This is a genomic window from Streptomyces sp. NPDC036984 (assembly GCF_055607665.1).
In genome coordinates, this window is record NZ_JBVJRL010000019.1 from 116,405 (window position 1) to 139,189 (window position 22,785).

Genomic DNA, 22,785 nt, shown 5'->3' on the forward strand with positions numbered 1-22,785 from the left:
CAGCCCCACGCCCCCGGTCGCCGTACGGACCAGGCGACCCGAGCTAGTGGGCGAACATCAGCCCAGGTCACCCGCAGCGGTCAGCTCGGCGAGGCGGACCAGCGTCCGCACCGCGGACCCCGTGCCTCCCTTGGGCGTGTACCCGAACGGACCCCCCTCGTTGAACGCCGGCCCGGCGATGTCCAGGTGCGCCCAGGTGATCCCCTCGCCCACGAACTCGCGCAGGAACAGACCGGCGACCAGCCCGCCGCCCCACCGCTCGCCCATGTTGGCGATGTCGGCCACGGGCGAGTCCATGCCCTTGCGCAGGTGCTCCGGCAGCGGCATCGGCCAGGCCGGCTCGCCGACCTCCTCCGCCGCCTCGTACACCGCGGAGCGGAACGCGTCGTCGTTGGCCATGACGCCGAACGTCCGGCTGCCCAGAGCCAGCAGCATCGCGCCGGTCAGCGTGGCCACGTCCACGATCGCGTCCGGGTTCTCCTGCGAGGCCGCCCACAGCGCGTCGGCGAGCACCAGCCGGCCCTCGGCGTCCGTGTTGAGCACCTCGACCGTCTTGCCGCTGTACATGCGCAGCACGTCACCCGGGCGCACGGCCGAGCCGGACGGCATGTTCTCGGCCAGCGCCAGCCAGCCGGTGACATTGACCTCCAGGCCGAGGCGCGCGGCCGCGACGACGGCGGCGAACACGGCGGCGGCACCGCTCATGTCGCACTTCATGGTCTCGTTGTGACCGGCCGGCTTCAGCGAGATGCCGCCCGAGTCGTAGGTGATGCCCTTGCCGACGAAGGCCAGGTGCTTGTCCGCCTTCGGGTGCTTGTACGACAGCTTCACCAGGCGAGGGGTGGCCGCCGAGCCGCCGCCGACGCCGAGGATGCCGCCGTAGCCGCCCTTGGCCAGAGCCTTCTCGTCGAGCACCTGCACCTTCAGGCCGTGCTCCTTGGCCGCCGCCTGCGCGATGCCGGCGAAGGCCGCGGGGTCGAGGTCGTTCGGCGGCATGTTGATCAGGTCGCGGGCGCGGTTCAGTTCCTCGCAGACCGCGACCGCGCGGGCGACCGCGGACTTGTGGGCGGCGTCGCGCGGCTTGCCGCCGAGCAGCGCGGCCTCGGCCAGCGGCGCCTTGCCGTTCTTGGCCTTGGCGTTCTGGGCGCCGCCCTTGTAGGCGTCGAAGGAGTAGGCGCCGAGCAGGATGCCCTCGCCGATCGCGCCGAGCGCGCCGGGGCCGTCGACCGGCAGCGCGAACGCGGCCTTCTTCGAGCCGGTGAGCGCGCGGGCGGCCACGCCGGCGGCCTTGCGCAGCGCCTCGGCGTCGTAGCCGGCGACGCCGTCAGCGTCTGTGTCGTCGGGCTCGGCGCCCAGGCCCACCGCCACCACGAGCGGGGCCTTGAAGCCGGCAGGTGCGGGCAGCTTCGTCAGCTCGCCCTCGGCACCCGAGGCGCCGAGGGTCTCCAGGACGTCGGCCAGCTTGCCGTCGTACGCCTTGTCCACGGCCTCGGCGCCCGGCGCGACGACGGGCCCCTGGGCGCCCTTGGCGACACCGATCACGATCGCGTCGGCCCGCAGGCCGGGCGCCGCGGCGGTGCTGAGAGTCAGAGCAGTCACGGTGGTGAAATCTCGCTTCCGATGTGAAGTTGCTGTGGCCGAAAAGGGGTGGGTCGACCGGGCCCGACAGCCGACCCTAGGTCCAGGCCTGGGGACAGGTGGCAACCGGGGCCTTCACCCTGTCGGCGAACACCCGGGACGAGCCTACGCGCGTGCGTGCGTTCGCTCATTCCTTCGGGCGTTCACCTGCGCGTGGCGTCATGGCCGCTTCTCCCTCCTGCGCTGCCGTGGCCCGAGCCACAAGCATCGGGTCCCGGTGGGACAACGACCCGCCGGTCCGCATGATTTCCACTGCATCCTCCGCGGGCTCACCGCGGTGGATGCTCTGGGGGGAAGACCCTGTCATGGCCCACCGCGCACACCGCTGGAGACTGCGCGGTTCCCGGCAAGCTCCCGCATCCCCGGGGCACGCTGCCCTACGGCCTGGGCGCCGGCTAGCGGCCGAGGGCGAGCACGACGAGCGCGACCGTCGCGGCCGTCTCCGCGAGTGCGCCGAACACATCCCCGGTGACCCCGCCGAACCGGCGGACGCAGCGGCGCAGCAGCAGTTCGGCGACGGCCACCGCGACGGCCACGGCGAGGGCGGTGCGCACGCCGTCGTACCCGCCGAGGCCGGCACCCGCCGCCCCGGCCGCCGTCACCACACCGGCCGCGAGCCCCAGCGCGGCCCCCGTCGGCACCACCCCGGCCACCGCCGCCCCGAGCCCTTCCGGGCGGGCGGCCGGCACCCCGGCGCGCGCGGCCAGGGTCAGCGCCAGCCGGGCCGCCACCGCGGAGGCCACGGCGGCCACGGCACCCCGCGCCCAGGAGTCGCCGTAGAGCTGCGCCAGCACGGCCACCTGGGCCAGCAGCACCAGCACGAGGGTGAGCACGCCGAACGGCCCGATGTCCGACTGCTTCATGATCCGCAGCGCGTCCTCGGCGGGTTTGCCGCTGCCCAGCCCGTCGGCGGTGTCGGCGAGCCCGTCCAGGTGCAGCCCGCGGGTCAGCGCGGCGGGTACGGCGGCCGAGGCGACGGCCGCGAGCGGCGGACCGGCGCCGAGGAGGAGGAGCAGCAGGCCGAGACCGGCCGCGCAGCCGCCGACGACCAGTCCGGCCACCGGCGCGCACAGCATGCCGCCGCGCGCCGCCCCCCGGTCCCAGCGGTGCACCCGGACGGGCAGCACGGTGAGCGTGCCGAAGGCGAAGCGCAGACCGTCGAGCGGGGAGGACACCGGTGAGGACGTGGACACCGGCGCAGGTTACCCGGAGGTCGTCGGACCCTTCCCCGGAGGTCGGGGATAAAGTGCGCACATGGGGCACTGGTGGGTGCGGAACATCGTCGAGCCGGGCAAGCTCCCGCTGCTGCTCGCCCTCGCCGCGTTCGTGCTGACCTTCGTCGTCACCCGGGTCATCACCCGGCTGATCCGGGCCGGCAAGGGCCCGTTCGGCAACGTCAAGGCGGGCGGGGTGCACATCCACCACGTCGTCCCCGGGGTCGTCCTCACCCTCGTCGGCGGCTTCGGCGCGGTGGCCAGTGACCGGCACGGCGCCGGCGGGATCCTCTCGGCCGTGCTGTTCGGCATGGGCGCGGGCCTGGTCCTGGACGAGTTCGCGCTGATCCTGCACCTGGACGACGTCTACTGGACCGAGGAGGGCCGCAAGAGCGTCGAGGTCGTCGTGGTCACCGCCGCCCTCGTCGGCCTGCTGCTCGCCGGATTCGCCCCGTTCGGCGTCAACGACCTGTCGCAGGAGGAACTGGCCGACCGGGGCACGGTCATCTCCAACATCGCCGGCAACTTCCTCTTCTCCCTCGTCGCCCTGAGCAAGGGCAAGGCCCGCACCGCGGTGTTCGGGGTGATCGTGCCGCTGGTCGCGCTCGTCGGCGCGGTCCGGCTCGCCCGCCCCGGCTCCCCGTGGTCGCGCCGCTTCTACGGCCGCCGCCCCCGCGCCCGCGCCAAGGCCGCCCTGCGCGCCTACCGCCACGACCGCCGCTGGACCCGCCCGCGGCGCGCCCTTCAGGACTGGATCGGCGGCAAGCCCGACCCCCGCCCGGCGCGCCTGCCCGGCCACCGGTGACGCAGGGCCCGGTACGACCGCGGTCCGTGCCGGTGCCGCAGCGCCGACAGCAGGCACAGCAGCCCCACGGCCATCAGCGCGGCCAGGTGTTCCTTGCCCGCCAGGTTCTCCTTCACCAGCACCTCGACGACCATCGCCAGCGTCACCGCGCCCGCCGTCGCATAGGCGCCGTACCGCCAGCCCACGAACACCGCGAGCCCCACCACGGCCGCCGACGGGCCGGTGTCCACCACCTGCGCGTCGGTCCACGGCAGCCCGAACGGGGCGTGCGCGCCGAGGGTGATGCCCAGGCGCGCGTACAGGGTTCCGGCGAGCGTGGCGACGTACGCGATGGTGAGCGTCCGCCACCAGCCCAGGCACAGCTCGGCGATCCCGAACACCAGCAGGATCTGCGCCAGCGCGCCCCACACCGGCAGGTCCAGCGCGGGCACGAACAGCGACAGGGGGGTGCGCAGCAGGGCCGGCCCCAGCGGGTCCTCGGCGCGCACGGCACCCAGGTTCTGTACGAGCTGGTAGCCCCACCGCTGGTTCTGCACGTACTGGAGGAAGGCCGTCAGGCCCACCGCCCCGACCGTCATCGGGAGCGCCGACAGGCCCCGCTCGCGCAGCGGCTCGCGCACGGCGGCGTACAGCGGTCCCCACTCCGCACGGGCCCAGCGGGCGAGTGTCCTCATCAGGCGTTCCTCATCGGTGCGTGTCCAGGTGTCTGCGGTGCAGCCACTTCGGCAGTCCCGGCGCCTCCAGGAAGCCCTCCGCGCGGGCCGAGGCGAGGCCGATGCGCGGCAGGTCCGCGCTCTTCTCGAAGAGCAGGAACCGCGGCTCCCAGATGGGCCGGTACTTGGCGTTGGCGCGGTACAGCGACTCGATCTGCCACCAGCGGGAGAAGAAGCTGAGCAGCGACCGCCACAGCCTCAGCACCGGACCGGCACCGAGGCGCGCGCCACGTTCGAAGACCGACCTGAACATCGCGAAGTTGAGTGAGACCTGCGTGATCCCGATCTCGCCGGCCCGCCGCAGCAGCTCGATGACCATGAACTCCATCAGCCCGTTCTCGGAGTCGCGGTCCCGCCGCATGAGGTCCAGGGACAGCCCGTACGGCCCCCACGGCACGAAGGAGAGCAGCGCCCGCAGCCGCCCCTCGGCGTCCGTGCACTCCAGCATCACGCACTGGCCGTCCCCGGGGTCCCCGAGCCGGCCGAGCGCCATGCTGAAGCCGCGCTCGGTCGCGCCGTCCCGCCAGTCGTCCGCGTGCCGGACGAGACACGCCATCTCGTCCGCCGGGATGTCCGCGTGCCGCCGGATGCGCACCAGGTACCCGGCCCGCCGCACCCGGTTGTACGCCTGCCGGACGGTCCGCATCGCGCGCCCCTCCAGCGTGAACTCGGCGACGTCCACGATCGCCTCGTCGCCGAGTTCCAGCGCGTCCAGCCCGTGCCGGGCGTAGACGGTGCCCGCTTCCTCGCTCGCCCCCATCACGGCCGGGATCCAGCCGTGCGCCCGGGCCTCGGCCAGCCACGGCACGATCGCCCCCGGCCAGGCCTCCGGGTCCCCGAGCGGATCCCCGGAGGCGAGACTCACCCCGCCGACCACCCGGTAGGCGACGGCCGCCTTCCCGGTCGGCGACCACACCACGCTCTTCTCCCGGCGCAGCGCGAAATAGCCGAGCGAGTCGCGGTCGCCGTGCCGCTCCAGCAGCACCCGCAGCCGCTTCTCGTCGTCCTCGGTGAGCGGATCGACCGCCCGCCGGGAGCGGAAGGCGGCGTAGAGCACGGCGAGGACCAGGGCCGTGCTGAGCACGTTGACCGCGACGTTGGCCCAGTTGGGCGGGTCGATCCCCGGGAAGTGGGATTCCTCGGCCGCCACCGACACCAGCCGCAGGGCGCCGTAGTGCCAGCGCTCCAGGAACGTGGAGCGGGCCGCGTCCGGCGCCTGGTTCGTGACCGTCACCAGCAGCCCGGCGAGCAGGCTCGCCACCAGCCCGCCGCCGACGGCCACCGTGGCCGCGAGCCGGGGGTTGGACCGGTCGCCCGTGGCGTAGAACTCCCGGCGGCCGACCAGCAGCGCGCCCACGAAGGCGGCCGTCAGCGCCAGGGAGACCCAGTTCTGCACGTACCGCCGGATCTCCGGGAATGCCATGGCGAACGCGAACAGCGCCAGGAAGAGCCCGCTCATCACCAGGTTCAGGATCCACGCGGCCCGCTTCCGGCGTCGCATGGTGATCGCCAGGAAGGCGGTGAACACACCGGAGGCGAAGCCGGCCGTCAGCAGATACGGCGTGAAGAAGTCGTCCTGGTTGTGCCGGCGCACGTCCTGGCCGAGCGAGACCCACACCGCGCTGAGGAAGTTGATGAAGGCGACGGTCCGCAGATACCAGACGGCGAAGGCGGCGGCCCTCCGAGAAGCCCCGGCGGACCGCCGCACCCGCTCACCCGTCCGCTCCGCCTCGACTCGCTGCTCCACGGCAATTCGGGCATCTCCCATGGGGCAGGATCATATGGGCGCGGCTCCGACGAACCACACTATTCAGCCGGTAACGGCATCGACCTTCCCCTTCCCCACCCACCTGCCTTCCGGGGGTCGTCTGCCTTCCGGGGGTCGCCTGGCTTCCGGGGGTCGCCTGGCTTCCGGGGGTCGCCTGGCTTTCGCGGGTCGTCTGGCTTCCGGGGGTCGTCTGGCTGCCGCGGGTCGCCTCGCTTCCGTCGGTCACTCGCTTCCGCGGGCCACCCTGGCTTCCTCGGGCCGCCTCGCCTCCGCCGGTCACTCGCTTCGCGGGTCACCTTTGCTCCGCCGGTCGCCTGGCTGCCGCGGGTCGCCTCGCTTCCGCCGGTCACTCGCTTCCGCGGGCCACCCTGGCTTCCTCGGGCCGCCTCGCCTCCGCCGGTCACTCGCTTCGCGGGTCACCTTTGCTCCGCCGGTCGCCTGGCTGCCGCGGGTCACCCCGCTTCCGTCGGTCACCTTTCTCCGCCGCAACGGCGCTCAGCCGAGACGGCGGTGTCCGGCGGTGCCGGCCGGCCGCAACCCCCTACTCCGTCTCCTCCCCCTCCTCCGTCTCCTCTGCCTTCTCCGTCTCCTCCGGCTCCTTCTCGGGCTCCGGCTTCTCGGGGAGCTCGGCGGCGAGCGCGGCGGCGCTGCGTACGAGCGGCAGTGCCAGCAGTGCGCCCACGCCCTCGCCGACCTTCACGCCCTGCTCCAGCAGCGGTTCGAGGGCCATCCGGTCCAGCGCCTTCGCCTGCCCCGGCTCCCCGCTGCCGTGCCCGGCCAGCCACCAGTCCGGCGCCCGGAACGCGACCCGCTGGGCGACCAGCGCACACGCGGCGGCCACGACCCCGTCGAGAATCACCGGCAGCTTGCGCACCGCGCACTGCAGCAGGAACCCGGTCATCGCCGCGAGGTCCGCCCCGCCCACGGTCGCCAGCAACTGGAGCTGGTCGCCGAGCACCGGCCGGGCCCGCCGCAGCGCGTCCCGGATCGCCGCGCACTTGCGCATCCACGCCAGGTCGTCGATGGCGAGCCCGCCCCGCCCGGTCACCACGGATGCGTCGGTGCCGCACAGCGCGGCGATCAGCACCGCCGCCGTCGTGGTCCCGCCGACGCTGACATCGCCGAGCACCACCAGGTCGGTCCCCGAGTCGGCCTCCTCGTCGGCGATCGCGACCCCCGCGCGCAGGGCGGCCCCGGCCTCGTCCAGGGTGAGTGCGTCCTCGATGTCGATCCGGCCGCTGCCCCGCCGTACCCGGTGCCGTACCACGTCCTCGGGGAAGGCGTCCGGCGCGCAGTCCAGGGCCATGTCCACGACCCGGACGGGGACCTCCAGCCGGCGCGCGAGCACGCTCACCGGGCTCGCGCCCTCCAGCACCGCCCGCACCAGCTGCTCGGCACCGCCCGCGGGCCGTGCCGAGACGCCCAGCTCGGCGATGCCGTGGTCGCCGGCGAACAGCACCACCCGGGGCCGTTCGACCGGCCGTACCGGTACGGCGCCCTGCGCGGCGGCCAGCCACTCGCCCAGCTCGTCCAGGCGGCCCAGTGCCCCGGGCGGCACGATCTGGCGCTCTCGCCGGCTCTCGGCGTCACGGCGCACGCCCCCGTCCGGGCGCTCGATCAGATCGGTGAAGTCGTCCAGATTAAGGCTGCTCATTCGCCGAACAGTACCGCCAGCGAACGCACGCTTCCGTGGCACGTCGCCAGCACACTCCAACGGCGTCTATGCACCTCGGATCGGTATCCCATACGTTCCGGTTTGTCGCGGAATGTCGCACAGGGAGCCGCCCATGCCGACCTCGCCCCTCACCCCGCAGATCACCACTGCCTTCGACCCCTTCCAGGAGTCGCGCCGCGAGGGCTGCCCCTGGTGCGGTTCCCGGAACCTGCGCACCCGGCTGCGCGCACCCGACCCGCTGCGCCACCGGCCGGGCACCTTCGTCGTCGACGAGTGCGGCGACTGCGCCCACGCCTTCCAGAATCCCCGGCTCACCGCGGAGGGACTCGCCTTCTTCCACCGGGACTTCTACGAGAGGCACCTGGAGGAGTTCACCGCCCGCGTCCTGTCCGCCCGCGCGGTCCGCCGCCGGCACCGTGCCACCGCCTGGCGGCTGTCGGCGCTGCACGAACCGGAGAGCTGGCTGGACGTCGGCACGGGCCACGCCCGCTTTCCCGAGGCGGCGAAGGAGTTCTTCCCGTACACCAGCTTCGACGGGCTGGACCCGACGGCGCGCGTGGAGCAGGCGCTGCTGGAGGGTCGCGTGGAGGAAGCGCACCGCGGCTACCTGACCACCCCCGGCCTGGCGGCCCGCCTGCGCGCCCGCTACGACGTGGTCACCATGTTCCACCACCTGGAACACGCCCCCGACCCGCGCGCCGAACTCCGCTCCGCACTCACCGTGTTGCGGCCCGGCGGCCACCTGGTGGTCGAAGTCACCGAACCGCGCTGCGCGTTCGCCGTGCTGCTCGGCAAGTGGTGGCTGCCGTACGGCCAGCCCCGCCATCTGCATCTGCTGCCCCTGGCCAACCTCCGCGCCGAGCTGGAGAGCCTGGGCTGCACCATCCTCGTCACGGACCGCAAGGCGCCGCACGTCCCGTACGACCTGTCCGCGGCCGTCGCCCTGTCCCTGGCCCACGTCCACCCCGCGCTCCAGCCGGCAGGCACGCCCGTGCTGGCGCTGGCCTCGGCCCTGGACCACGGATTGGCCCCGCTCTTCCGCCGGACCGGGTTCTCCAACGCGTACCGCATCGTGGCCCGCAAGGAGGTACGCCGGCCGCGGCCCGTGCCCCGCGCCTGATCACCCCCGCAACACCAGCGCCTGCCCCGCCACCACCAGCAGCACCTGCTCGCACTCCGCCCCGAACGCCGCGTTCAGCCGACCGAGTTCGTCCCGGTACCGACGCCCGGAGGCGGTCGCCGGGACGATTCCGGAGCCGACCTCGTTGGACACCGCCACCACGGTCCGCGGCGTGCTGCGCACCGCGCAGGTCAGCTCCCGCACCCGCTCGCGCAGCGCCATCTCGCCGCCGCCCGCCCACTCCGCGTCGTCCCACGCCCCGACGGAGTCCATCGCGTCCGTCAGCCACAGCGACAGGCAGTCGATCAGCAGCGGCGGGCCGTCCTCGGCCAGCAGCGGGACCAGGTCCGTCGTCTCCGCCGTACGCCAGGAACCCGGCCGCCGCTCCCGGTGCAGGGCCACCCGGGCCGCCCACTCGGTGTCCCCGCCCCGCGTGCCGCCCGTCGCCACGTACAGCACGTCCGGGAAGGACTCCAGCCGCCGCTCCGCCTCCACCGACTTGCCCGAGCGCGCACCGCCCAGCACCAGCGTCCGGCGCGGCAGATCCGGCACGTCCTCGTACGCCCCGACCACCAGCGTCGTACCGTCCGGAACCGCCCGTGAGCCGGCCGCCGCGAGCCGGCGCCGCAACTCCGCGCCGGGCGGCACGTCGTGGTCGAGGTGGACGGCGAGCACGTCCGTCGTCGGGCCCACGGAGCCGACCGCCCGGAGCCGGGCGAGCGCGTCCGGCCGGCCCACGACGTCCACGAGGACCATGTCGTACGCCTCCGCCCGCGCCTCCTCCAGCCCGGCCGGCGCCCCGCCGGGCGGCAGATACAGCAGCCGCTGCCCGTCCGGCCCGGTCACCGCGTACCCGGTGCCGCCCGCGTCCATCGCCACCGCCCGCACCCGATGCCCCGTCAGCAGCGCCAACTCCCGCCCGTCCGGCACCCGGCCGGGCTGCGGCAGCCCGGCCGGCACCTCCACCGCCGGCCCGTTGTGCGGATGCGACAGCAGCACCTGCCGTACCCCGCCCAGCGAACGCCCGGCGCGTGCCGCCGCGAACGCCGCCCCCGGCGTCAGATCGAACAGCAGCGTGCCGTCCACGAGCATCGCGGTCGCGGCTCGCGTGTCCGGCCCGAGCGCGGCCGCGCAAGCGGCGCAGGGACAGTCGGGGCGAGGCAGTCCCGCGGGGGCACCGGTACCGAGCAGAGTCACTTCCACGGACTGATTTTCGCCTGTACCGGCAGGTCTTGCGCTTCCGGCTAGGCTGCCAGCAGGTCCTGGATCAAAGGAGGCCCACATGACGGCATGGACGTGGCGGTTCGAGAAGGCCGACGGGACGGAGGTCCAGCCCGCGGTGCAGCCCGAGGAGTTCACCACCCAGGGAGATGCCGAGTCCTGGATCGGCGAGCACTGGAAGGCGCTGGCGGAAGGCGGGGCGGACCAGGTGCGGCTGTTCGAGGAGAGCAGCGAGATCTACGGGCCGATGAGCCTGCACGCCGACGCCTGAACGGACCGCGCGCGAGGTGAGGAGGGGCCGCCCTCCTCACTGTTCGCCCAGCGTCACCTCGACCCTCTTCTCGGCGCCGTCCCGCAGGTACGTCACCGACGTCCGCCGGCCCGGCTCGGCGGCCGCCAGCGCCTCCGACAGCGAGGTGACGGTGGTGATCGGCCGGTCGCCCACCGCGGTGATGATGTCGTTGGGGCGCAGGCCCGCCTTGTCGGCGGCGCCGCCGCGGCGGACGGTGACCACCGCCACCCCGATCGGCTGGTAGCGCTCGTCCACGACCGTCCGCGCGGTGATCTCCAGGGCCGCCCGCCCGGAGTCGACGACCTTGCCCTCCTTGACGATCTGGTCGGCGATCGTCCGCACCATCGACACCGGGATCGCGAACCCGATGCCGGGTGCCGTGCTGCCCCCGAGACTCGGGTCGGCCGCGGCGAGCGTCGGGATGCCGATCACCTGCCCGTCGAGATCGACCAGGGCGCCGCCGCTGTTTCCCGGGTTGATCGCGGCCGACGTCTGCACCATGTTCGCGATCGTCGCGCCCGTACCGCCGCCGTCGCTGCCCTCGCTGACGGTCCGTCCGGTCGCCGAGACGATGCCCTGGGTCACGCTGGACGACAGCCCCAGCGGCGACCCCATGGCCAGCACGATCTGGCCGACCTCCACCTTCTCGGAGTTCCCGTACACCGCCGGCTTCAGCCCGCCCGGCACCCGGTCCAGTCTGATCACGGCGAGGTCCTGCTCGGGGTAGGAGTAGACCAGGCTCGCGGTGAGCGGCTCCTCGCTGTTGGCCGTGGTGACCTGGAAGGTCTTCTCCGATCCGACCACGTGCGCGTTGGTGACGATGTGCCCCTTGCCGTCGTACACCACCCCGGAGCCCAGGTCGTGGCGGGCCTGGATCTGCACGACCGACGGCAGGACCTCCTTGATGACCCGCTGGTACCGGGTCTGCAGGTCCTCCGCGGCCATCGGTGCGGCCGCCCGGGTGGTCGCCGCGGCGTCCCGGCCGGCCTGTCCGGCGGGGACGGTGCAGCCGGCGGCGAGGGCGGCGCAGCAGACCAGCGCGGCGGCGGCCGTCCGGACGGCACGGATACGGAAAGCGTCCATGCCCCGAGTCTCACCGTGGCCTGATCAACCGGCCCGCGCTGTTCCCCCGACCGGGCTCAGCCGCGTACTCCGCACAGATGCAGCAGCGCCGCCACCCCGCGGTAGGGGTCCGTGCGGCCGGCCCGCTCCTCGACCACGAGCAGCGTCTCCAGGTCGTCGGGCATCGCCGCGTCGTCCGCCGCCGTGTCCGTGAAGACCCGGACGCCGTACCAGGCGTGCAGCGGGGCGGCGATGCCGGCGAGGGTGGCGGTGAGAGCCGCCAGCCGGTCGGCGCGCACGTCCGCACCGAGGCGGTTGCGGTAGGCGGTGGTGTCGAAGGCGGCCAGGGCGCCCGCCCAGTCACCACTGAGACCCGGGCGCATGGCGAGCGCGTCGCCGTTGCGGACCAGGAGGGAGAGCAGACCGCCGGGGGCCAGCATCCGGGCCAGGCCCGCCACCAGCGGGTCGGGCTCCTCGACGTACATCAGGACGGCGTGGCACAGCACCACGTCGAAGCTGCCCGGCAGGAAGTGCACGCCGGTGTCCCGCCCGTCCCCCTGCACCAGCCGGACCCGCTCCCGGATGCCCTCCGGCTCCCGGGCCACGGCCTCCCGGGCGGCGGCGATCATCGTCGCGTCCTGCTCGACCCCGGTCACCTGGTGGCCGAGCCGGGCCAGCCGCAGCGCCTGGGTCCCCTGGCCCATGCCCACGTCGAGCACCCGCAGCCGCCGCCCGACGGGGAACCGCCCGGCTATCTGCTCGTCCAGCTGCCGGGCCACCAGTTCCTGGCTCACGACATCACGCAGGCCGCCCAGCGTGCTTGGCCGGGCCTCGGCCGCGCCCCCGGTGTACGCGTCAGCGCTCAGGGCCGCTCTCCGCGCTTGACCTGCGGCTTCGGCAGCCGGAGCCGGCGCATCTGAAGGGAGCGCATCAGGGCGTAGGCGACGGCGCCACGAGTGTTCTCGTCGGGGAAGCGCTCCTTGAGCCGCTTCTTCAGACGGAAGCCGCTGACCGCCGCATCCAGCACGATCAGCACGATCACGATGAGCCACAGCAGCAGCGCGATGCTCTGGATCTCGGGCACCCGCACCACGCTCAGCACGAGGATGACCACGGCGAGCGGCAGGAAGAACTCCGCCACGTTGAACCGCGAGTCCACCCAGTCCCGGGCGAACCGGCGGACCGGGCCCTTGTCCCGGGCCGGCAGATACCGCTCGTCGCCGCCCGCCAGCGCACGGCGCTGCCGTTCCAGCGCCTGCCGCCGCTCCTCGCGCTGGCGCTTGGCGGCCTCCTTGCGGTTCGTCGGGGTGTTGGCCACGCTGCGGCGCTGGGTCTGGGCCTCACTGCGCTTGGGCGTGGGCCTGCCCTTGGGGGCCTGCGGGTGACGGGGCTGCTTGGAGTCGGTCACCGCCGCCTTGTCGGCGGGGGCCTTCTCTTCCTTGGCACGGCTACGGAACACAAAACCCAAGGGTAAGGGCTGCACCGGCATGGACCCCAGTCCGGCGGGGAACGATCCGGCAACGCCGGACGTCTTCAGGGAGACACAGGGGGGCGTTCCGGTGGGATCACCTACTCCTTACGCCGGAGCAGTGCGGTCCGCAGTCGTCCTCGGGGATGAGCGCATCACCCCGCGAACAGTGCGGTAATGGAGACAGGGCCCGTACTGTGGGTCCTGTCGCAGGATCGGTGAGCTGGAGTCCGTCAGAAGGGGGCGCGCGAAGCCCATGAGCGGTGTCATGAAGCGTATGGGGATGATCTTCCGCGCGAAGGCGAACAAGGCCCTTGACCGGGCCGAGGACCCGCGCGAGACCCTCGATTACTCGTACCAGAAGCAGCTGGAGCTGCTCCAGAAGGTCCGCCGTGGCGTCGCCGACGTGGCCACCAGCCGCAAGCGTCTGGAGCTCCAGCTCAACCAGCTGCAGCAGCAGTCCTCCAAGCTGGAGGACCAGGGCCGCAAGGCGCTCGCGCTCGGCCGCGAGGACCTGGCCCGCGAGGCGTTGTCCCGCCGCGCCGCCCTCCAGCAGCAGGTGACGGACCTCGAGACGCAGCACGCCACCCTCCAGGGCGAGGAGGAGAAGCTCACCCTTGCGGCCCAGCGCCTCCAGGCCAAGGTGGACGCCTTCCGTACGAAGAAGGAGACCATCAAGGCCACCTACACCGCCGCCCAGGCCCAGACCCGCATCGGCGAGGCGTTCTCCGGCATTTCCGAGGAGATGGGCGACGTCGGCCTTGCCATCCAGCGCGCCGAGGACAAGACCGCCCAGCTCCAGGCCCGGGCCGGCGCCATCGACGAACTGCTCGCCTCCGGTGCCCTGGACGACCAGTCCGGCATGCACAAGGACGACATCCAGGCCGAGCTGGACCGGCTCTCCGGTGGTACGGATGTAGAGCTGGAACTGCAGCGCATGAAGGCCGAACTGGCCGGAGGCTCCCCGCAGCAGGCCATCGAGGGCGGCACGGGGCAGGGGCAGTCCCAGCAGCAGCCACAGGACACCCCGCGCTTCGACAAGCAGTAGCCCGGCGCCGGGTCCCGAGCCGAGGAGACCGACGTGATCGTACGGATCATGGGGGAGGGCCAGGTGAGGCTGGACGACTCCCACTTCGTCGAGCTGAACAAGCTGGACGACGAGCTTCTGGAGGAGCTGGAGAGCGGCGACCAGGAGGGCTTCCGCCACACGCTCGGCGCGCTCCTCGACTCCGTCCGCCGGCTCGGCAGCCCTCTGCCGGACGACGCGCTGGAACCCTCCGAGCTGATCCTTCCGGCGCCGGACGCGACATTGGACGAGGTCCGGGAGATGCTCAGCGACGACGGACTGATCCCCGGCTGACCGCGCCCCCGGCTCTCAGCTCAGGGTGAACCAGGTGGTGCGGGACTTCTGCCACTCCGGGTGGGTGAGGTCCTTCGCGTCGGTGCCGTCGCCGTAGAGGTCGGCGGCCCCGTCGTCGGTGATCAGCTGCACCCGCGCGCCGGCGGCGACCGGATCGGGCACGGACACCACGGACTCCCAGCCGCCCGCGTCCGCCGTCGGCAGGTCCAGCACCTTCACCGGCTGGTGCCCGGCGATGCCGTCCCAGGAGTAGAGGACGTACGGGTCGCTGTTGTCGTCGGCGGCCCAGGAACCGGCGAGGATCAGATACCGCCCCCCGTCGTTGCGGCGCAGATCGCGGATCGACAGCCCGCCGAGGTCCAGCTCGATCGGCGTACCGAAGGCGGCTTGGGCCCCGCGCGCCACCCGGTCCATGTTCGTGACCGGCACGATCAGCGCCTTTCCGCCGGCCGGCGGCGGCACCAGCGGGGCGCGGAAGCCGACGTAGGCGGTGGTGGTGGAACCGGGGGCGAACTCGAGCCCCTCGACGTTGAAGCCGTCGGCCTGCTTCGGCGTCTGCCCGGTGGCCGTGGCGGCGGCGAAGCCGTACCGGTCGCCGTGCGCCTCGTCCCAGGCCACCAGGTCGTCGCGCAGCCGGTGCCCGGCGGTGCCGAAGGCGAGCTGGGTGGCGGCGCCGGAGCCGGAGACGGTCGTGGTGAAGACGGTGTTCCGGTCGGGCCTGTACTCGCCGTCCTTGTTGTTGCCCAGCGAGCCGATCCAGTAGACCGTGTCGCCGACCCGCGCCGCGCCCTCGATGTCGGCCTCCTTGTCGGCGCCCAGCGCACCGTCCAGGTCCCAGCTGCGCACGGGCGCGCCGGAGGCCGAGCCGTCGTAGAGGCGCAGGGTGTTGTCCTCGTCGTTCGCGACGAGGAAGTGACCGCCGCCCACGTCGACGGCCGCCGAGGCGTCCGAGGCTCCGGTCTGGTAGCGGGCGTCGGCACTGTGCCGGACGGCCGGGGATGCCGCGTAGTGCAGGGTCGTGGTGGCCGTCTTGCCGCCGAGACCGGTCACCTTCAGGGCGAGGTCGGTGTAGCCCTGGGCGTGCGCGGTGACGGCGACGGTACGGGTGCCGGCGGTGCCGGTGACGTGCACGTCGGCGGTGCCGGCCACGGTGCTCCCGGTGCTCCTGGTCGCCGTGACCGTCAGCGCGGAGGCGTCGGCGCCGCTCTGCGCGACGGTCACGGTGACCGTGGGGTCCCCGGTGCCGCCGACGGCGCCGGACAGATAGGCGTCAGACAGCTTGATCGTCGGAGTGCCGTAGGTGACGGCCTGCGCGGAGCCGGCCGGGCCGGTGGCCGACAGCAGGGTGAGAGCGGCGACGGCCCAGAGCGGTGAGTGGCGGCGCATGGGGTGCCTTTCATCGACGGGGGCGCGGATGTCGAGGAGAAGGCTGAGCGGGCTCGGCCAACGGCGCCTGACCCCCGACGGTCCGTCGGCCGACCGGACACCCAACAGCTGACGGGCTGTCGGCGGACCGTGCGCCTGACAGCTGACGGGCTGTCGGCCTACCGGACGCCTGACAGCTGACGGGCTGTCGGCGGACCGGGCGCCCGGCAGCCGACGGTCCGTCGCCGACCGGACGCCTGACGGCTCGGGGCCGGATGCGATCCGGCGGCCGCATCTCCATGGTGACCACTCGGGCGGTTTCCCGCGCGCCCAGAGGGGAGCGCGCCCCCACCGGCATCTTGCTCCCGGCCCGGGCCGGAACCGTACTGTTCACACCGTGACCACTCTCGAACGCGCCCGGTGCAGCCTCAGAGCCCACCCCCTGGCGCTGGACGCGGCCCTCGCGGCGGCCGTGCTGGTCTGCATGGTCGCCGGTTCCTTCGTCGTGCCCCGCGGCGCGCACGGCGTCACCTGGGGCGTCCGCACCCCCGACACCCTCAGCCTCCTCCTCATACTGGTCGGCGCGGCGGCGCTCGTCTTCCGCCGCCGCACCCCGCGGACGGTCCTGGCCGTCACCGGCACGGTCTCCCTGATCGAGTGCGTCACCGGCGACCCGCGCGCCCCGGTCGCCATGTCCGCCGTGGTCGCCCTGTACACCGTCGCCTCGGCCACCGACCGCCCCACCACCTGGCGCCTCGGGCTGCTCACCATGACCGTGCTGACGGCCGCCGCCATGCTCGCCGGCCCGCTGCCCTGGTACGCCCAGGAGAACCTGGGCGTCCTCGCCTGGACGGGCATCGGCGCCACCGCGGGCGACGCGGTACGCAGCCGCCGCGCGGTCGTGCAGGCCATCCGGGACCGCGCCGAACGCGCCGAACGCACCCGCGAGGAAGAGGCTCGCCGCCGGGTCGCCGAGGAGCGGCTGCGCATCGCCCGCGATCTGCACGACGTCGTGGCGCACCACATCGCCTTGGTGAACGTGCAGGCCGGCGTCGCCGCCCATGTCATGGACAAGCGGCCCGACCAGGCCAAGGAGGCCCTCGCGCACGTCCGCGAGGCCAGCCGCAGCGCGCTCGACGAACTCCGTGCCACGGTCGGCCTGCTGCGCCAGTCCGGCGACCCCGCGGCGCCCACCGAGCCCGCGCCGGGCCTGAGCCGCCTGGAGGAGCTGGCCGACACCTTCCGCAGCGCCGGCCTGCCGGTGGCCGTGGCCCGCGCCGACCAGGGCACCGAACTGCCCGCCGCGGTGGACCTGGCCGCCTACCGGATCGTGCAGGAGGCCCTGACCAACGTGCAGAAGCACGCGGGGCGGGGTGCCGAGGCCGAGGTCAGCGTCGTACGCGTGGGACCGGGCATCGAGGTCACCGTCCTGGACGACGGGCCGGGCGGGGCCGCCGCCCCGGAGGCCGGCGGCGGGCACGGACTGCTCGGCATGCGCGAGCGGGTCACCGCCCTCGGCGGCACGCTGACCACCGGACCCCGCTACGGCGGCGGCTTCCGCGTCCATGCGATCCTGCCGGTCGACACCCGCACCGAGATCCGTACTGACACCCGCACCGACACCCGTACCGAGACCGGTACCGACACCGGTACCGAAACCCGTACGCCGGCCCCGGGAGAGCCCGTATGACCATCCGTGTCCTGCTCGCCGACGACCAGGCACTGCTGCGCAGCGCGTTCCGGGTGCTGGTCGACTCCGAGTCCGACATGGAGGTGGTGGGGGAGGCGTCCGACGGTGCGGAAGCGGTCCGGCTGGCCGGGGAGCACGCGCCCGACGTCGTCCTCATGGACATCCGGATGCCCGGCACCGACGGCCTCGCCGCCACCCGCCTGATCAGCGCCGACCCGGCCCTCGCACAGGTCCGCGTGGTCATCCTGACCACCTTCGAGGTGGACGACTACGTCGTCCAGGCGCTGCGCGCCGGCGCCTCCGGCTTCCTCGGCAAGGGCAGCGAGCCGGAGGAGCTGCTGAACGCCATCCGGGTCGCGGCGGGCGGCGAGGCCCTGCTGTCGCCCGCCGCCACCAAGGGCCTGATCGCCCGCTTCCTCGCCCGGGGCGACGACGGCGACGGCCCCGACTCCGCCCGTGCGGAGCGGCTCGGCGCGCTCACCGGGCGAGAGCGGGAGGTCCTCGTCCAGGTCGCCGGCGGCCACTCCAACGACGAGATCGCCGAGCGCCTGGAGGTCAGCCCGCTGACGGTGAAGACGCACGTCAACCGGGCCATGGCCAAGCTGGGCGCGCGGGACCGGGCCCAGCTGGTCGTGATCGCCTACGAGTCCGGGCTGGTACGTCCGAGGACGGACTGATCTCCACCCCCGCGTACTGCGCGCGCAGTAGAGGACCGGAGCAGGAAAGGGACCTGGGGCCTACGGATCGGCCCTCCGGCATGGCTCAGGGTGTGAGGGTGGGCGCTCGTCCGCGTCCCTTCGCCGCTTCTGCCGCTCACAGAAGAGAGACCCTGATCCATGTCCTGGCTGTCGAGATTCAGCCTCGCGCAACGGGCCCTCGTCGGGCTCGTGTCGCTCATCGCGCTCGCCTTCGGGCTGATCGCGATACCCCAGATCAAGCAGCAGCTGCTGCCCACCATAGAACTGCCCATGGTCTCGGTGATCGCGCCGTACCAGGGCGCCTCACCCGACGTGGTCGAGAAGCAGGTCGTCGAGCCCATCGAGGACAACCTCCAGGGCGTCGACGGCGTCACCGGTGTCACCTCCACCGCGAGCGAGGGCAACGCCGTGATCATGGCGTCCTTCGACTACGGCAACGACACCAAGCGGATCGTCTCGGACGTCCAGCAGGCCGTGAACCGGGCTCGCAACCGGCTCCCGGACGACGTCGACCCGCAGGTCGTCTCCGGCTCCACGGACGACATGCCGACCGTCGTCCTCGCCGTCACCTCGGACAAGGACCAGCAGGCCCTCGCCGACCAGCTCGACACCACGGTCGTACCGGCCCTGAAGGACATCGACGGCGTCGGCCGCGTCCAGGTCATGGGCGTCCGCGACCTCCAGGTCACCGTCACCCCCGACGACGCGAAGCTCGCGCGGGCCGGCCTCACCCCGGCGGCCCTCGGCCAGGCGCTCCAGGCGGGCGGCGCCACCGTCCCGGCCGGCTCCTTCGACGAGGAGGGCATGGGCCGTACCGTCCAGGTCGGCGGCGGCTTCACCTCGCTGCAGCAGATCAAGGACCTCAGGGTCACCGGCGAGGGCACCGAGCGGCCGGTGCGCCTCGGTGATGTGGCCGCCGTCAAGGAGCAGCCGGCCCCGGCCGACTCGATCACCCGCACCGACGGCAGGCCCAGCCTCGCCGTCAACGTCACCATGGACCACGACGGCAGCGCGGTCTCCATCTCGAACGCGGTCGAGGACAAGCTGCCCGGCCTGCGCGCGGACCTCGGCTCCGGCGCGAAGCTCACGGTCGTCAGCGACCAGGGCCCGGCCGTGTCCAAGTCGATCAAGGGCCTGACCACGGAGGGCGCGCTCGGCCTGCTCTTCGCGGTCCTGGTGATCCTGGTCTTCCTGGCGTCCGTCCGCTCGACCCTGGTCACGGCGGTGTCCATCCCGCTGTCCGTGGTCCTCGCCCTGCTCGTGCTGTGGACGCGCGGCCTGTCGCTGAACATGCTCACGCTGGGCGCGCTGACCATCGCCATCGGCCGGGTCGTGGACGACTCGATCGTCGTCCTGGAGAACATCAAGCGGCACCTCGGCTACGGCGAGGAGCGCCGGGAGGCGATCCTCACCGCGGTGCGCGAGGTGGCCGGCGCGGTCACCTCCTCCACCCTCACCACGGTCGCCGTGTTCCTGCCGATCGGCCTGGTCGGCGGCATGGTGGGCGCCCTGTTCGGCTCGTTCAGCATCACGGTCACGGCGGCCCTGCTGGCCTCGCTCCTGGTGTCGCTGACGGTCGTGCCGGTGCTGTCGTACTGGTTCCTGCGCGCCCCGAAGGGCACCCCGGAGGACGCGGCGGAGGCCCGCCGGAAGGCCGAGGAGAAGGAGGCGAACAGCCGGCTTCAGCGCGCTTACGTGCCCGTCCTGCTGTTCGCCACCCGCCGCCGCCTCACCAGCGTGCTGATCGCGCTCGTGGTCCTGGTCGTCACCTTCGGCATGGGCGGCCTGCTGAAGACGAACTTCTTCGACCAGGGCGAGCAGGAGGTTCTCACCGTCAAGCAGGAGCTGAAGCCCGGCACCAGCCTCGCGGCCACCGACGCGCAGGCCAGGCGGGTGGAGAAGCTGCTCGACTCCACCGACGGCGTCAAGGACTACCAGGTCACGGTCGGCTCGTCCGGCTTCATGGCCGCCTTCGGCGGCGGCACGGACACCAACCAGGCGTCGTACCAGGTGATGCTGACGGACTCGGCGTCCCACGACGACGTCCAGCGGCACATCGAGGACGGCCTGACGAAGCTGAAGGGCATCGGTACGACGACCGTGTCGGCCGGTGACGGCTTCGGCAACCAGGACCTGAGCGTGGTCGTGAAGGCGTCCGACCCGAGGGTGCTGCGGACGGCGGCGGAGCAGGTCCGCTCCACGGTCGCCGGCCTCGACCACGTCACCGACGTCACCAGCGACCTCGCGCAGAGCGTGCCCCGGATCTCGGTCAGGGCGAACGCGAAGGCGGCGGCCGCCGGGTTCGACGACCAGAAGCTGGGCGCCGCGGTCGCCCAGGCCGTGCGCGGTACGACGGCGGCCGAGGCGGTCCTCGACGACACCGAGCGGGACGTCGTCGTACGGTCGGCGAAGCCCGCGACCACGCTGGCCGAGCTGAAGAAGCTGCGCCTCGGCCCGGTGCGGCTCGCCGACGTCGCCACGGTGAGGCTGGTGGACGGCCCGGTCTCCATGACCCGCATCGACGGGCAGCGCGCCGCGACGATCACGGCCAGGCCGACGGGCGACAACACGGGCGCCATCAGCGCCAAGCTCCAGTCGAAGATCAAGGCCCTGAAGCTCCCGGCGGGCGCCACGGCCGCGATCGGCGGGGTCTCCTCCGACCAGGACGACGCGTTCAGGAACCTGGGCCTGGCCATGCTGGCGGCCATCGCGATCGTCTTCATGCTGCTGGTCGCGACCTTCCGCTCGCTGGCCCAGCCGCTGATCCTGCTGGTCTCCATCCCGTTCGCGGCGACGGGCGCGATCGGCCTGCTGGTCGCCACCGGCACCCCGATGGGCGTGCCCGCGATGATCGGCATGCTGATGCTGATCGGCATCGTGGTGACCAACGCGATCGTGCTGATCGACCTGATCAACCAGTACCGCGGACAGGGCTACGGCGTGGTGGAAGCCGTGGTCGAGGGCGGCCGGCACCGCCTGCGCCCGATCCTCATGACGGCCCTGGCGACCATCTTCGCCCTGCTCCCGATGGCCCTGGGGGTCACCGGCGAGGGCGGCTTCATCGCCCAGCCACTGGCGGTGGTCGTCATCGGCGGCCTGATCACCTCCACCCTCCTCACCCTGCTCCTCGTCCCGACGCTCTACGCGATGCTGGAGCTCCGCAAGGAGCGCCGGGCGAAGAAGCGGGCGGCGAAGCGGCAGCCGACGGCGGAGGCTTCCGAGGAACCGCAGCCGGCGCAGGTCTAGCCGCATGACGAAAGGGGGCCGCACCGCGAGGTGCGGCCCCCTTGTCGCGGGTCACGACCGCCGGAGGCTACGGCAGCGCCAGCATCCGCTCCAGCGCCAGCTTGGCGAACGCCTCCGTCTCCTTGTCGACCTCGATCCGGTTGACCAGGTTGCCCTCGGCCAGGGACTCCAGGGCCCAGACCAGGTGGGGCAGGTCGATGCGGTTCATGGTCGAGCAGAAGCAGACCGTCTTGTCGAGGAAGACGATCTCCTTGCCCTCGGGCGCGAAACGGTTCGCCAGGCGGCGGACCAGGTTCAGCTCGGTGCCGATCGCCCACTTGGAGCCGGCCGGGGCCGCCTCCAGCGCCTTGATGATGTACTCGGTCGAGCCGACGTAGTCCGCCGCGGCCACGACCTCGTGCTTGCACTCGGGGTGGACGAGGACGTTCACACCCGGGATGCGCTCGCGGACGTCGTTGACCGAGTCCAGGCTGAAGCGGCCGTGGACCGAGCAGTGGCCGCGCCACAGGATCATCTTCGCGGCGCGCAGCTCGTCCGCCGTAAGCCCGCCGTTCGGCTTGTGCGGGTTGTAGACCACACAGTCGTCCAGGGACATGCCCATGTCCCGGACGGCGGTGTTGCGGCCCAGGTGCTGGTCGGGCAGGAACAGGACTTTTTCACCCTGCTCGAAGGCCCAGTCCAGGGCGCGCTTGGCGTTGGACGAGGTGCAGATGGTGCCCCCGTGCTTGCCGGTGAACGCCTTGATGTCGGCGGAGGAGTTCATGTACGAGACGGGGACCACCTGCTCGGCTATCCCGGCCTCGGTCAGCACGTCCCAGCACTCCGCGACCTGCTCGGCCGTCGCCATGTCGGCCATCGAGCAGCCGGCGGCGAGGTCGGGCAGGACGACCTTCTGGTCGTCGGAGGTCAGGATGTCCGCCGATTCGGCCATGAAGTGCACACCGCAGAAGACGATGTACTCGGCCTCCGGGCGCGCGGCCGCGTCCCGGGCCAGCTTGAAGGAGTCGCCCGTGACGTCGGCGAACTGGATGACCTCGTCGCGCTGGTAGTGGTGACCGAGCACGAAGACCTTGTCGCCGAGCTTCTCCTTGGCCGCGCGGGCACGCTCGACCAGGTCGGGGTCGGACGGCGACGGCAGGTCACCGGGGCACTCGACGCCCCGCTCGCTCTTCGGGTCGGCCTCGCGGCCGAGCAGCAGCAGGGCGAGCGGAGTCGGCTGTACGTCGAGCTCCGGGGTCTGGGCGGTGGTCACGTCACGCACCCTTTCTACTTTTCGTCTAACTGACGCTATCTATCATAACTGGTTCACGTCACTTTGACGATGGCCATAGCGTCGATGTGACGTGAATCCCGCCGACCTCCCTTGCCGGATCCTGTCCGGCTTCCCGGCCATGTGCGAGCATGAGGAGGAAGAAACGCGACAACGTGACTGCCCGGCCCGGAATGAATC

19 protein-coding genes are annotated in these 22,785 nt (G+C 72.8%); 8 read left to right on the top strand and 11 right to left on the bottom strand.

Annotated features, from left to right (window positions below; genetic code table 11):
* Window positions 1-57: 57 nt before the first annotated feature.
* Both ACZ7DL_RS29435 and ACZ7DL_RS29440 read right to left on the bottom strand, forming a co-directional pair.
* On the bottom strand, window positions 58-1,599 hold the full coding sequence (locus tag ACZ7DL_RS29435) for a leucyl aminopeptidase (RefSeq protein ID WP_470778672.1): 1,542 nt from the start codon (window positions 1,597-1,599) through the stop codon (window positions 58-60).
* Window positions 1,600-2,033: 434 nt separating this feature from the next.
* Entirely contained in the window at window positions 2,034-2,831 is a 798-nt protein-coding gene (locus tag ACZ7DL_RS29440; RefSeq protein ID WP_470778673.1) for an adenosylcobinamide-GDP ribazoletransferase, read from the bottom strand.
* A gap of 61 nt (window positions 2,832-2,892) precedes the next feature.
* Between ACZ7DL_RS29440 and ACZ7DL_RS29445 the strand changes: the two genes are divergently transcribed.
* A complete protein-coding gene (locus ACZ7DL_RS29445; RefSeq protein ID WP_470778674.1) occupies window positions 2,893-3,657 on the top strand; it encodes a hypothetical protein in 765 nt (254 codons plus the stop codon).
* Here ACZ7DL_RS29445 and ACZ7DL_RS29450 read toward each other — a convergent pair.
* The 3 genes from ACZ7DL_RS29450 to cobT all read right to left on the bottom strand — a co-directional run bounded on the left by ACZ7DL_RS29450 (window position 3,597) and on the right by cobT (window position 7,792).
* Entirely contained in the window at window positions 3,597-4,331 is a 735-nt protein-coding gene (locus ACZ7DL_RS29450) for a hypothetical protein (RefSeq protein ID WP_470778675.1), read from the bottom strand. The genes ACZ7DL_RS29445 and ACZ7DL_RS29450 overlap by 61 nt on opposite strands.
* A 10-nt stretch (window positions 4,332-4,341) precedes the next feature.
* Entirely contained in the window at window positions 4,342-6,138 is a 1,797-nt protein-coding gene (locus tag ACZ7DL_RS29455) for a phosphatidylglycerol lysyltransferase domain-containing protein (RefSeq protein WP_470778678.1), read from the bottom strand.
* 541 nt (window positions 6,139-6,679) lie between these two features.
* The gene (gene cobT / locus ACZ7DL_RS29460) at window positions 6,680-7,792 is read right to left on the bottom strand and encodes a nicotinate-nucleotide--dimethylbenzimidazole phosphoribosyltransferase (RefSeq protein ID WP_470778679.1); all 1,113 of its coding nucleotides are present in this window, start codon (window positions 7,790-7,792) and stop codon (window positions 6,680-6,682) included.
* Between the two features lie 133 nt (window positions 7,793-7,925).
* Between cobT and ACZ7DL_RS29465 the strand changes: the two genes are divergently transcribed.
* Window positions 7,926-8,933 (top strand): class I SAM-dependent methyltransferase, encoded by a 1,008-nt coding sequence (locus ACZ7DL_RS29465; protein ID WP_470778681.1) that lies wholly within the window; start codon window positions 7,926-7,928, stop codon window positions 8,931-8,933.
* On the opposite strand, the gene ACZ7DL_RS29470 is transcribed toward ACZ7DL_RS29465, so the two are convergent.
* Window positions 8,934-10,136, bottom strand: a complete 1,203-nt coding sequence (locus ACZ7DL_RS29470; RefSeq protein ID WP_470778682.1) for a bifunctional adenosylcobinamide kinase/adenosylcobinamide-phosphate guanylyltransferase — start codon at window positions 10,134-10,136, stop codon at window positions 8,934-8,936.
* A gap of 79 nt (window positions 10,137-10,215) precedes the next feature.
* On the opposite strand from ACZ7DL_RS29470, the gene ACZ7DL_RS29475 reads away from it, so the two are divergent.
* Entirely contained in the window at window positions 10,216-10,425 is a 210-nt protein-coding gene (locus ACZ7DL_RS29475) for a hypothetical protein (RefSeq protein ID WP_470778684.1), read from the top strand.
* A 36-nt stretch (window positions 10,426-10,461) separates the two neighbouring features.
* Here the strand turns inward: ACZ7DL_RS29475 and ACZ7DL_RS29480 are convergent, their stop codons facing one another.
* The 3 genes from ACZ7DL_RS29480 to ACZ7DL_RS29490 all read right to left on the bottom strand — a co-directional run bounded on the left by ACZ7DL_RS29480 (window position 10,462) and on the right by ACZ7DL_RS29490 (window position 12,997).
* Window positions 10,462-11,529: a S1C family serine protease gene (locus ACZ7DL_RS29480; protein WP_470778685.1), complete on the bottom strand. Its 1,068-nt coding sequence runs from the start codon at window positions 11,527-11,529 to the stop codon at window positions 10,462-10,464.
* Window positions 11,530-11,585: 56 nt separating this feature from the next.
* The gene (locus tag ACZ7DL_RS29485) at window positions 11,586-12,287 is read right to left on the bottom strand and encodes a class I SAM-dependent methyltransferase (protein WP_470778712.1); all 702 of its coding nucleotides are present in this window, start codon (window positions 12,285-12,287) and stop codon (window positions 11,586-11,588) included.
* An 83-nt stretch (window positions 12,288-12,370) separates the two neighbouring features.
* Window positions 12,371-12,997: a DUF3043 domain-containing protein gene (locus ACZ7DL_RS29490; protein WP_470778687.1), complete on the bottom strand. Its 627-nt coding sequence runs from the start codon at window positions 12,995-12,997 to the stop codon at window positions 12,371-12,373.
* 247 nt (window positions 12,998-13,244) lie between these two features.
* On the opposite strand from ACZ7DL_RS29490, the gene ACZ7DL_RS29495 reads away from it, so the two are divergent.
* Both ACZ7DL_RS29495 and pspAA read left to right on the top strand, forming a co-directional pair.
* On the top strand, window positions 13,245-14,024 hold the full coding sequence (locus ACZ7DL_RS29495) for a PspA/IM30 family protein (RefSeq protein ID WP_078611732.1): 780 nt from the start codon (window positions 13,245-13,247) through the stop codon (window positions 14,022-14,024).
* Between the two features lie 33 nt (window positions 14,025-14,057).
* Window positions 14,058-14,336, top strand: coding sequence for a PspA-associated protein PspAA (pspAA, locus tag ACZ7DL_RS29500; protein WP_470778689.1), 279 nt, complete (start codon window positions 14,058-14,060; stop codon window positions 14,334-14,336).
* A 15-nt stretch (window positions 14,337-14,351) separates the two neighbouring features.
* Here pspAA and ACZ7DL_RS29505 read toward each other — a convergent pair whose 3' ends face one another.
* Window positions 14,352-15,722, bottom strand: a complete 1,371-nt coding sequence (locus tag ACZ7DL_RS29505; RefSeq protein WP_470778690.1) for a DUF3616 domain-containing protein — start codon at window positions 15,720-15,722, stop codon at window positions 14,352-14,354.
* A 376-nt stretch (window positions 15,723-16,098) separates the two neighbouring features.
* Between ACZ7DL_RS29505 and ACZ7DL_RS29510 the strand changes: the two genes are divergently transcribed.
* The 3 genes from ACZ7DL_RS29510 to ACZ7DL_RS29520 all read left to right on the top strand — a co-directional run bounded on the left by ACZ7DL_RS29510 (window position 16,099) and on the right by ACZ7DL_RS29520 (window position 21,335).
* Window positions 16,099-17,391 carry a sensor histidine kinase gene (locus ACZ7DL_RS29510; protein WP_470778691.1) on the top strand — a complete coding sequence of 431 codons (1,293 nt, stop codon included), beginning with the start codon at window positions 16,099-16,101 and terminating at the stop codon, window positions 17,389-17,391.
* A complete protein-coding gene (locus tag ACZ7DL_RS29515; RefSeq protein WP_470778693.1) occupies window positions 17,388-18,068 on the top strand; it encodes a response regulator in 681 nt (226 codons plus the stop codon). The genes ACZ7DL_RS29510 and ACZ7DL_RS29515 overlap by 4 nt, the downstream gene beginning before the upstream one ends.
* Before the next feature lie 159 nt (window positions 18,069-18,227).
* The gene (locus ACZ7DL_RS29520) at window positions 18,228-21,335 is read left to right on the top strand and encodes an efflux RND transporter permease subunit (protein ID WP_470778695.1); all 3,108 of its coding nucleotides are present in this window, start codon (window positions 18,228-18,230) and stop codon (window positions 21,333-21,335) included.
* 67 nt (window positions 21,336-21,402) lie between these two features.
* On the opposite strand, the gene nadA is transcribed toward ACZ7DL_RS29520, so the two are convergent.
* A complete protein-coding gene (gene nadA / locus ACZ7DL_RS29525) occupies window positions 21,403-22,587 on the bottom strand; it encodes a quinolinate synthase NadA (RefSeq protein ID WP_356162440.1) in 1,185 nt (394 codons plus the stop codon).
* Window positions 22,588-22,785: the final 198 nt, after the last annotated feature.

What these genes read in the sequence shown, in the direction of transcription:
- ACZ7DL_RS29445 (WP_470778674.1), top strand. Translation starts at nt 2,893, where the DNA reads ATGGGGCACTGGTGGGTGCGGAACATCGTCGAGCCGGGCAAGCTCCCG.
- ACZ7DL_RS29450 (WP_470778675.1), bottom strand. Translation starts at nt 4,331, where the DNA reads ATGAGGACACTCGCCCGCTGGGCCCGTGCGGAGTGGGGACCGCTGTAC.
- ACZ7DL_RS29455 (WP_470778678.1), bottom strand. Translation starts at nt 6,138, where the DNA reads ATGGGAGATGCCCGAATTGCCGTGGAGCAGCGAGTCGAGGCGGAGCGG.
- cobT (WP_470778679.1), bottom strand. Translation starts at nt 7,792, where the DNA reads ATGAGCAGCCTTAATCTGGACGACTTCACCGATCTGATCGAGCGCCCG.
- ACZ7DL_RS29465 (WP_470778681.1), top strand. Translation starts at nt 7,926, where the DNA reads ATGCCGACCTCGCCCCTCACCCCGCAGATCACCACTGCCTTCGACCCC.
- ACZ7DL_RS29475 (WP_470778684.1), top strand. Translation starts at nt 10,216, where the DNA reads ATGACGGCATGGACGTGGCGGTTCGAGAAGGCCGACGGGACGGAGGTC.
- ACZ7DL_RS29480 (WP_470778685.1), bottom strand. Translation starts at nt 11,529, where the DNA reads ATGGACGCTTTCCGTATCCGTGCCGTCCGGACGGCCGCCGCCGCGCTG.
- ACZ7DL_RS29490 (WP_470778687.1), bottom strand. Translation starts at nt 12,997, where the DNA reads ATGCCGGTGCAGCCCTTACCCTTGGGTTTTGTGTTCCGTAGCCGTGCC.
- ACZ7DL_RS29495 (WP_078611732.1), top strand. Translation starts at nt 13,245, where the DNA reads ATGAAGCGTATGGGGATGATCTTCCGCGCGAAGGCGAACAAGGCCCTT.
- ACZ7DL_RS29505 (WP_470778690.1), bottom strand. Translation starts at nt 15,722, where the DNA reads ATGCGCCGCCACTCACCGCTCTGGGCCGTCGCCGCTCTCACCCTGCTG.
- ACZ7DL_RS29515 (WP_470778693.1), top strand. Translation starts at nt 17,388, where the DNA reads ATGACCATCCGTGTCCTGCTCGCCGACGACCAGGCACTGCTGCGCAGC.
- ACZ7DL_RS29520 (WP_470778695.1), top strand. Translation starts at nt 18,228, where the DNA reads ATGTCCTGGCTGTCGAGATTCAGCCTCGCGCAACGGGCCCTCGTCGGG.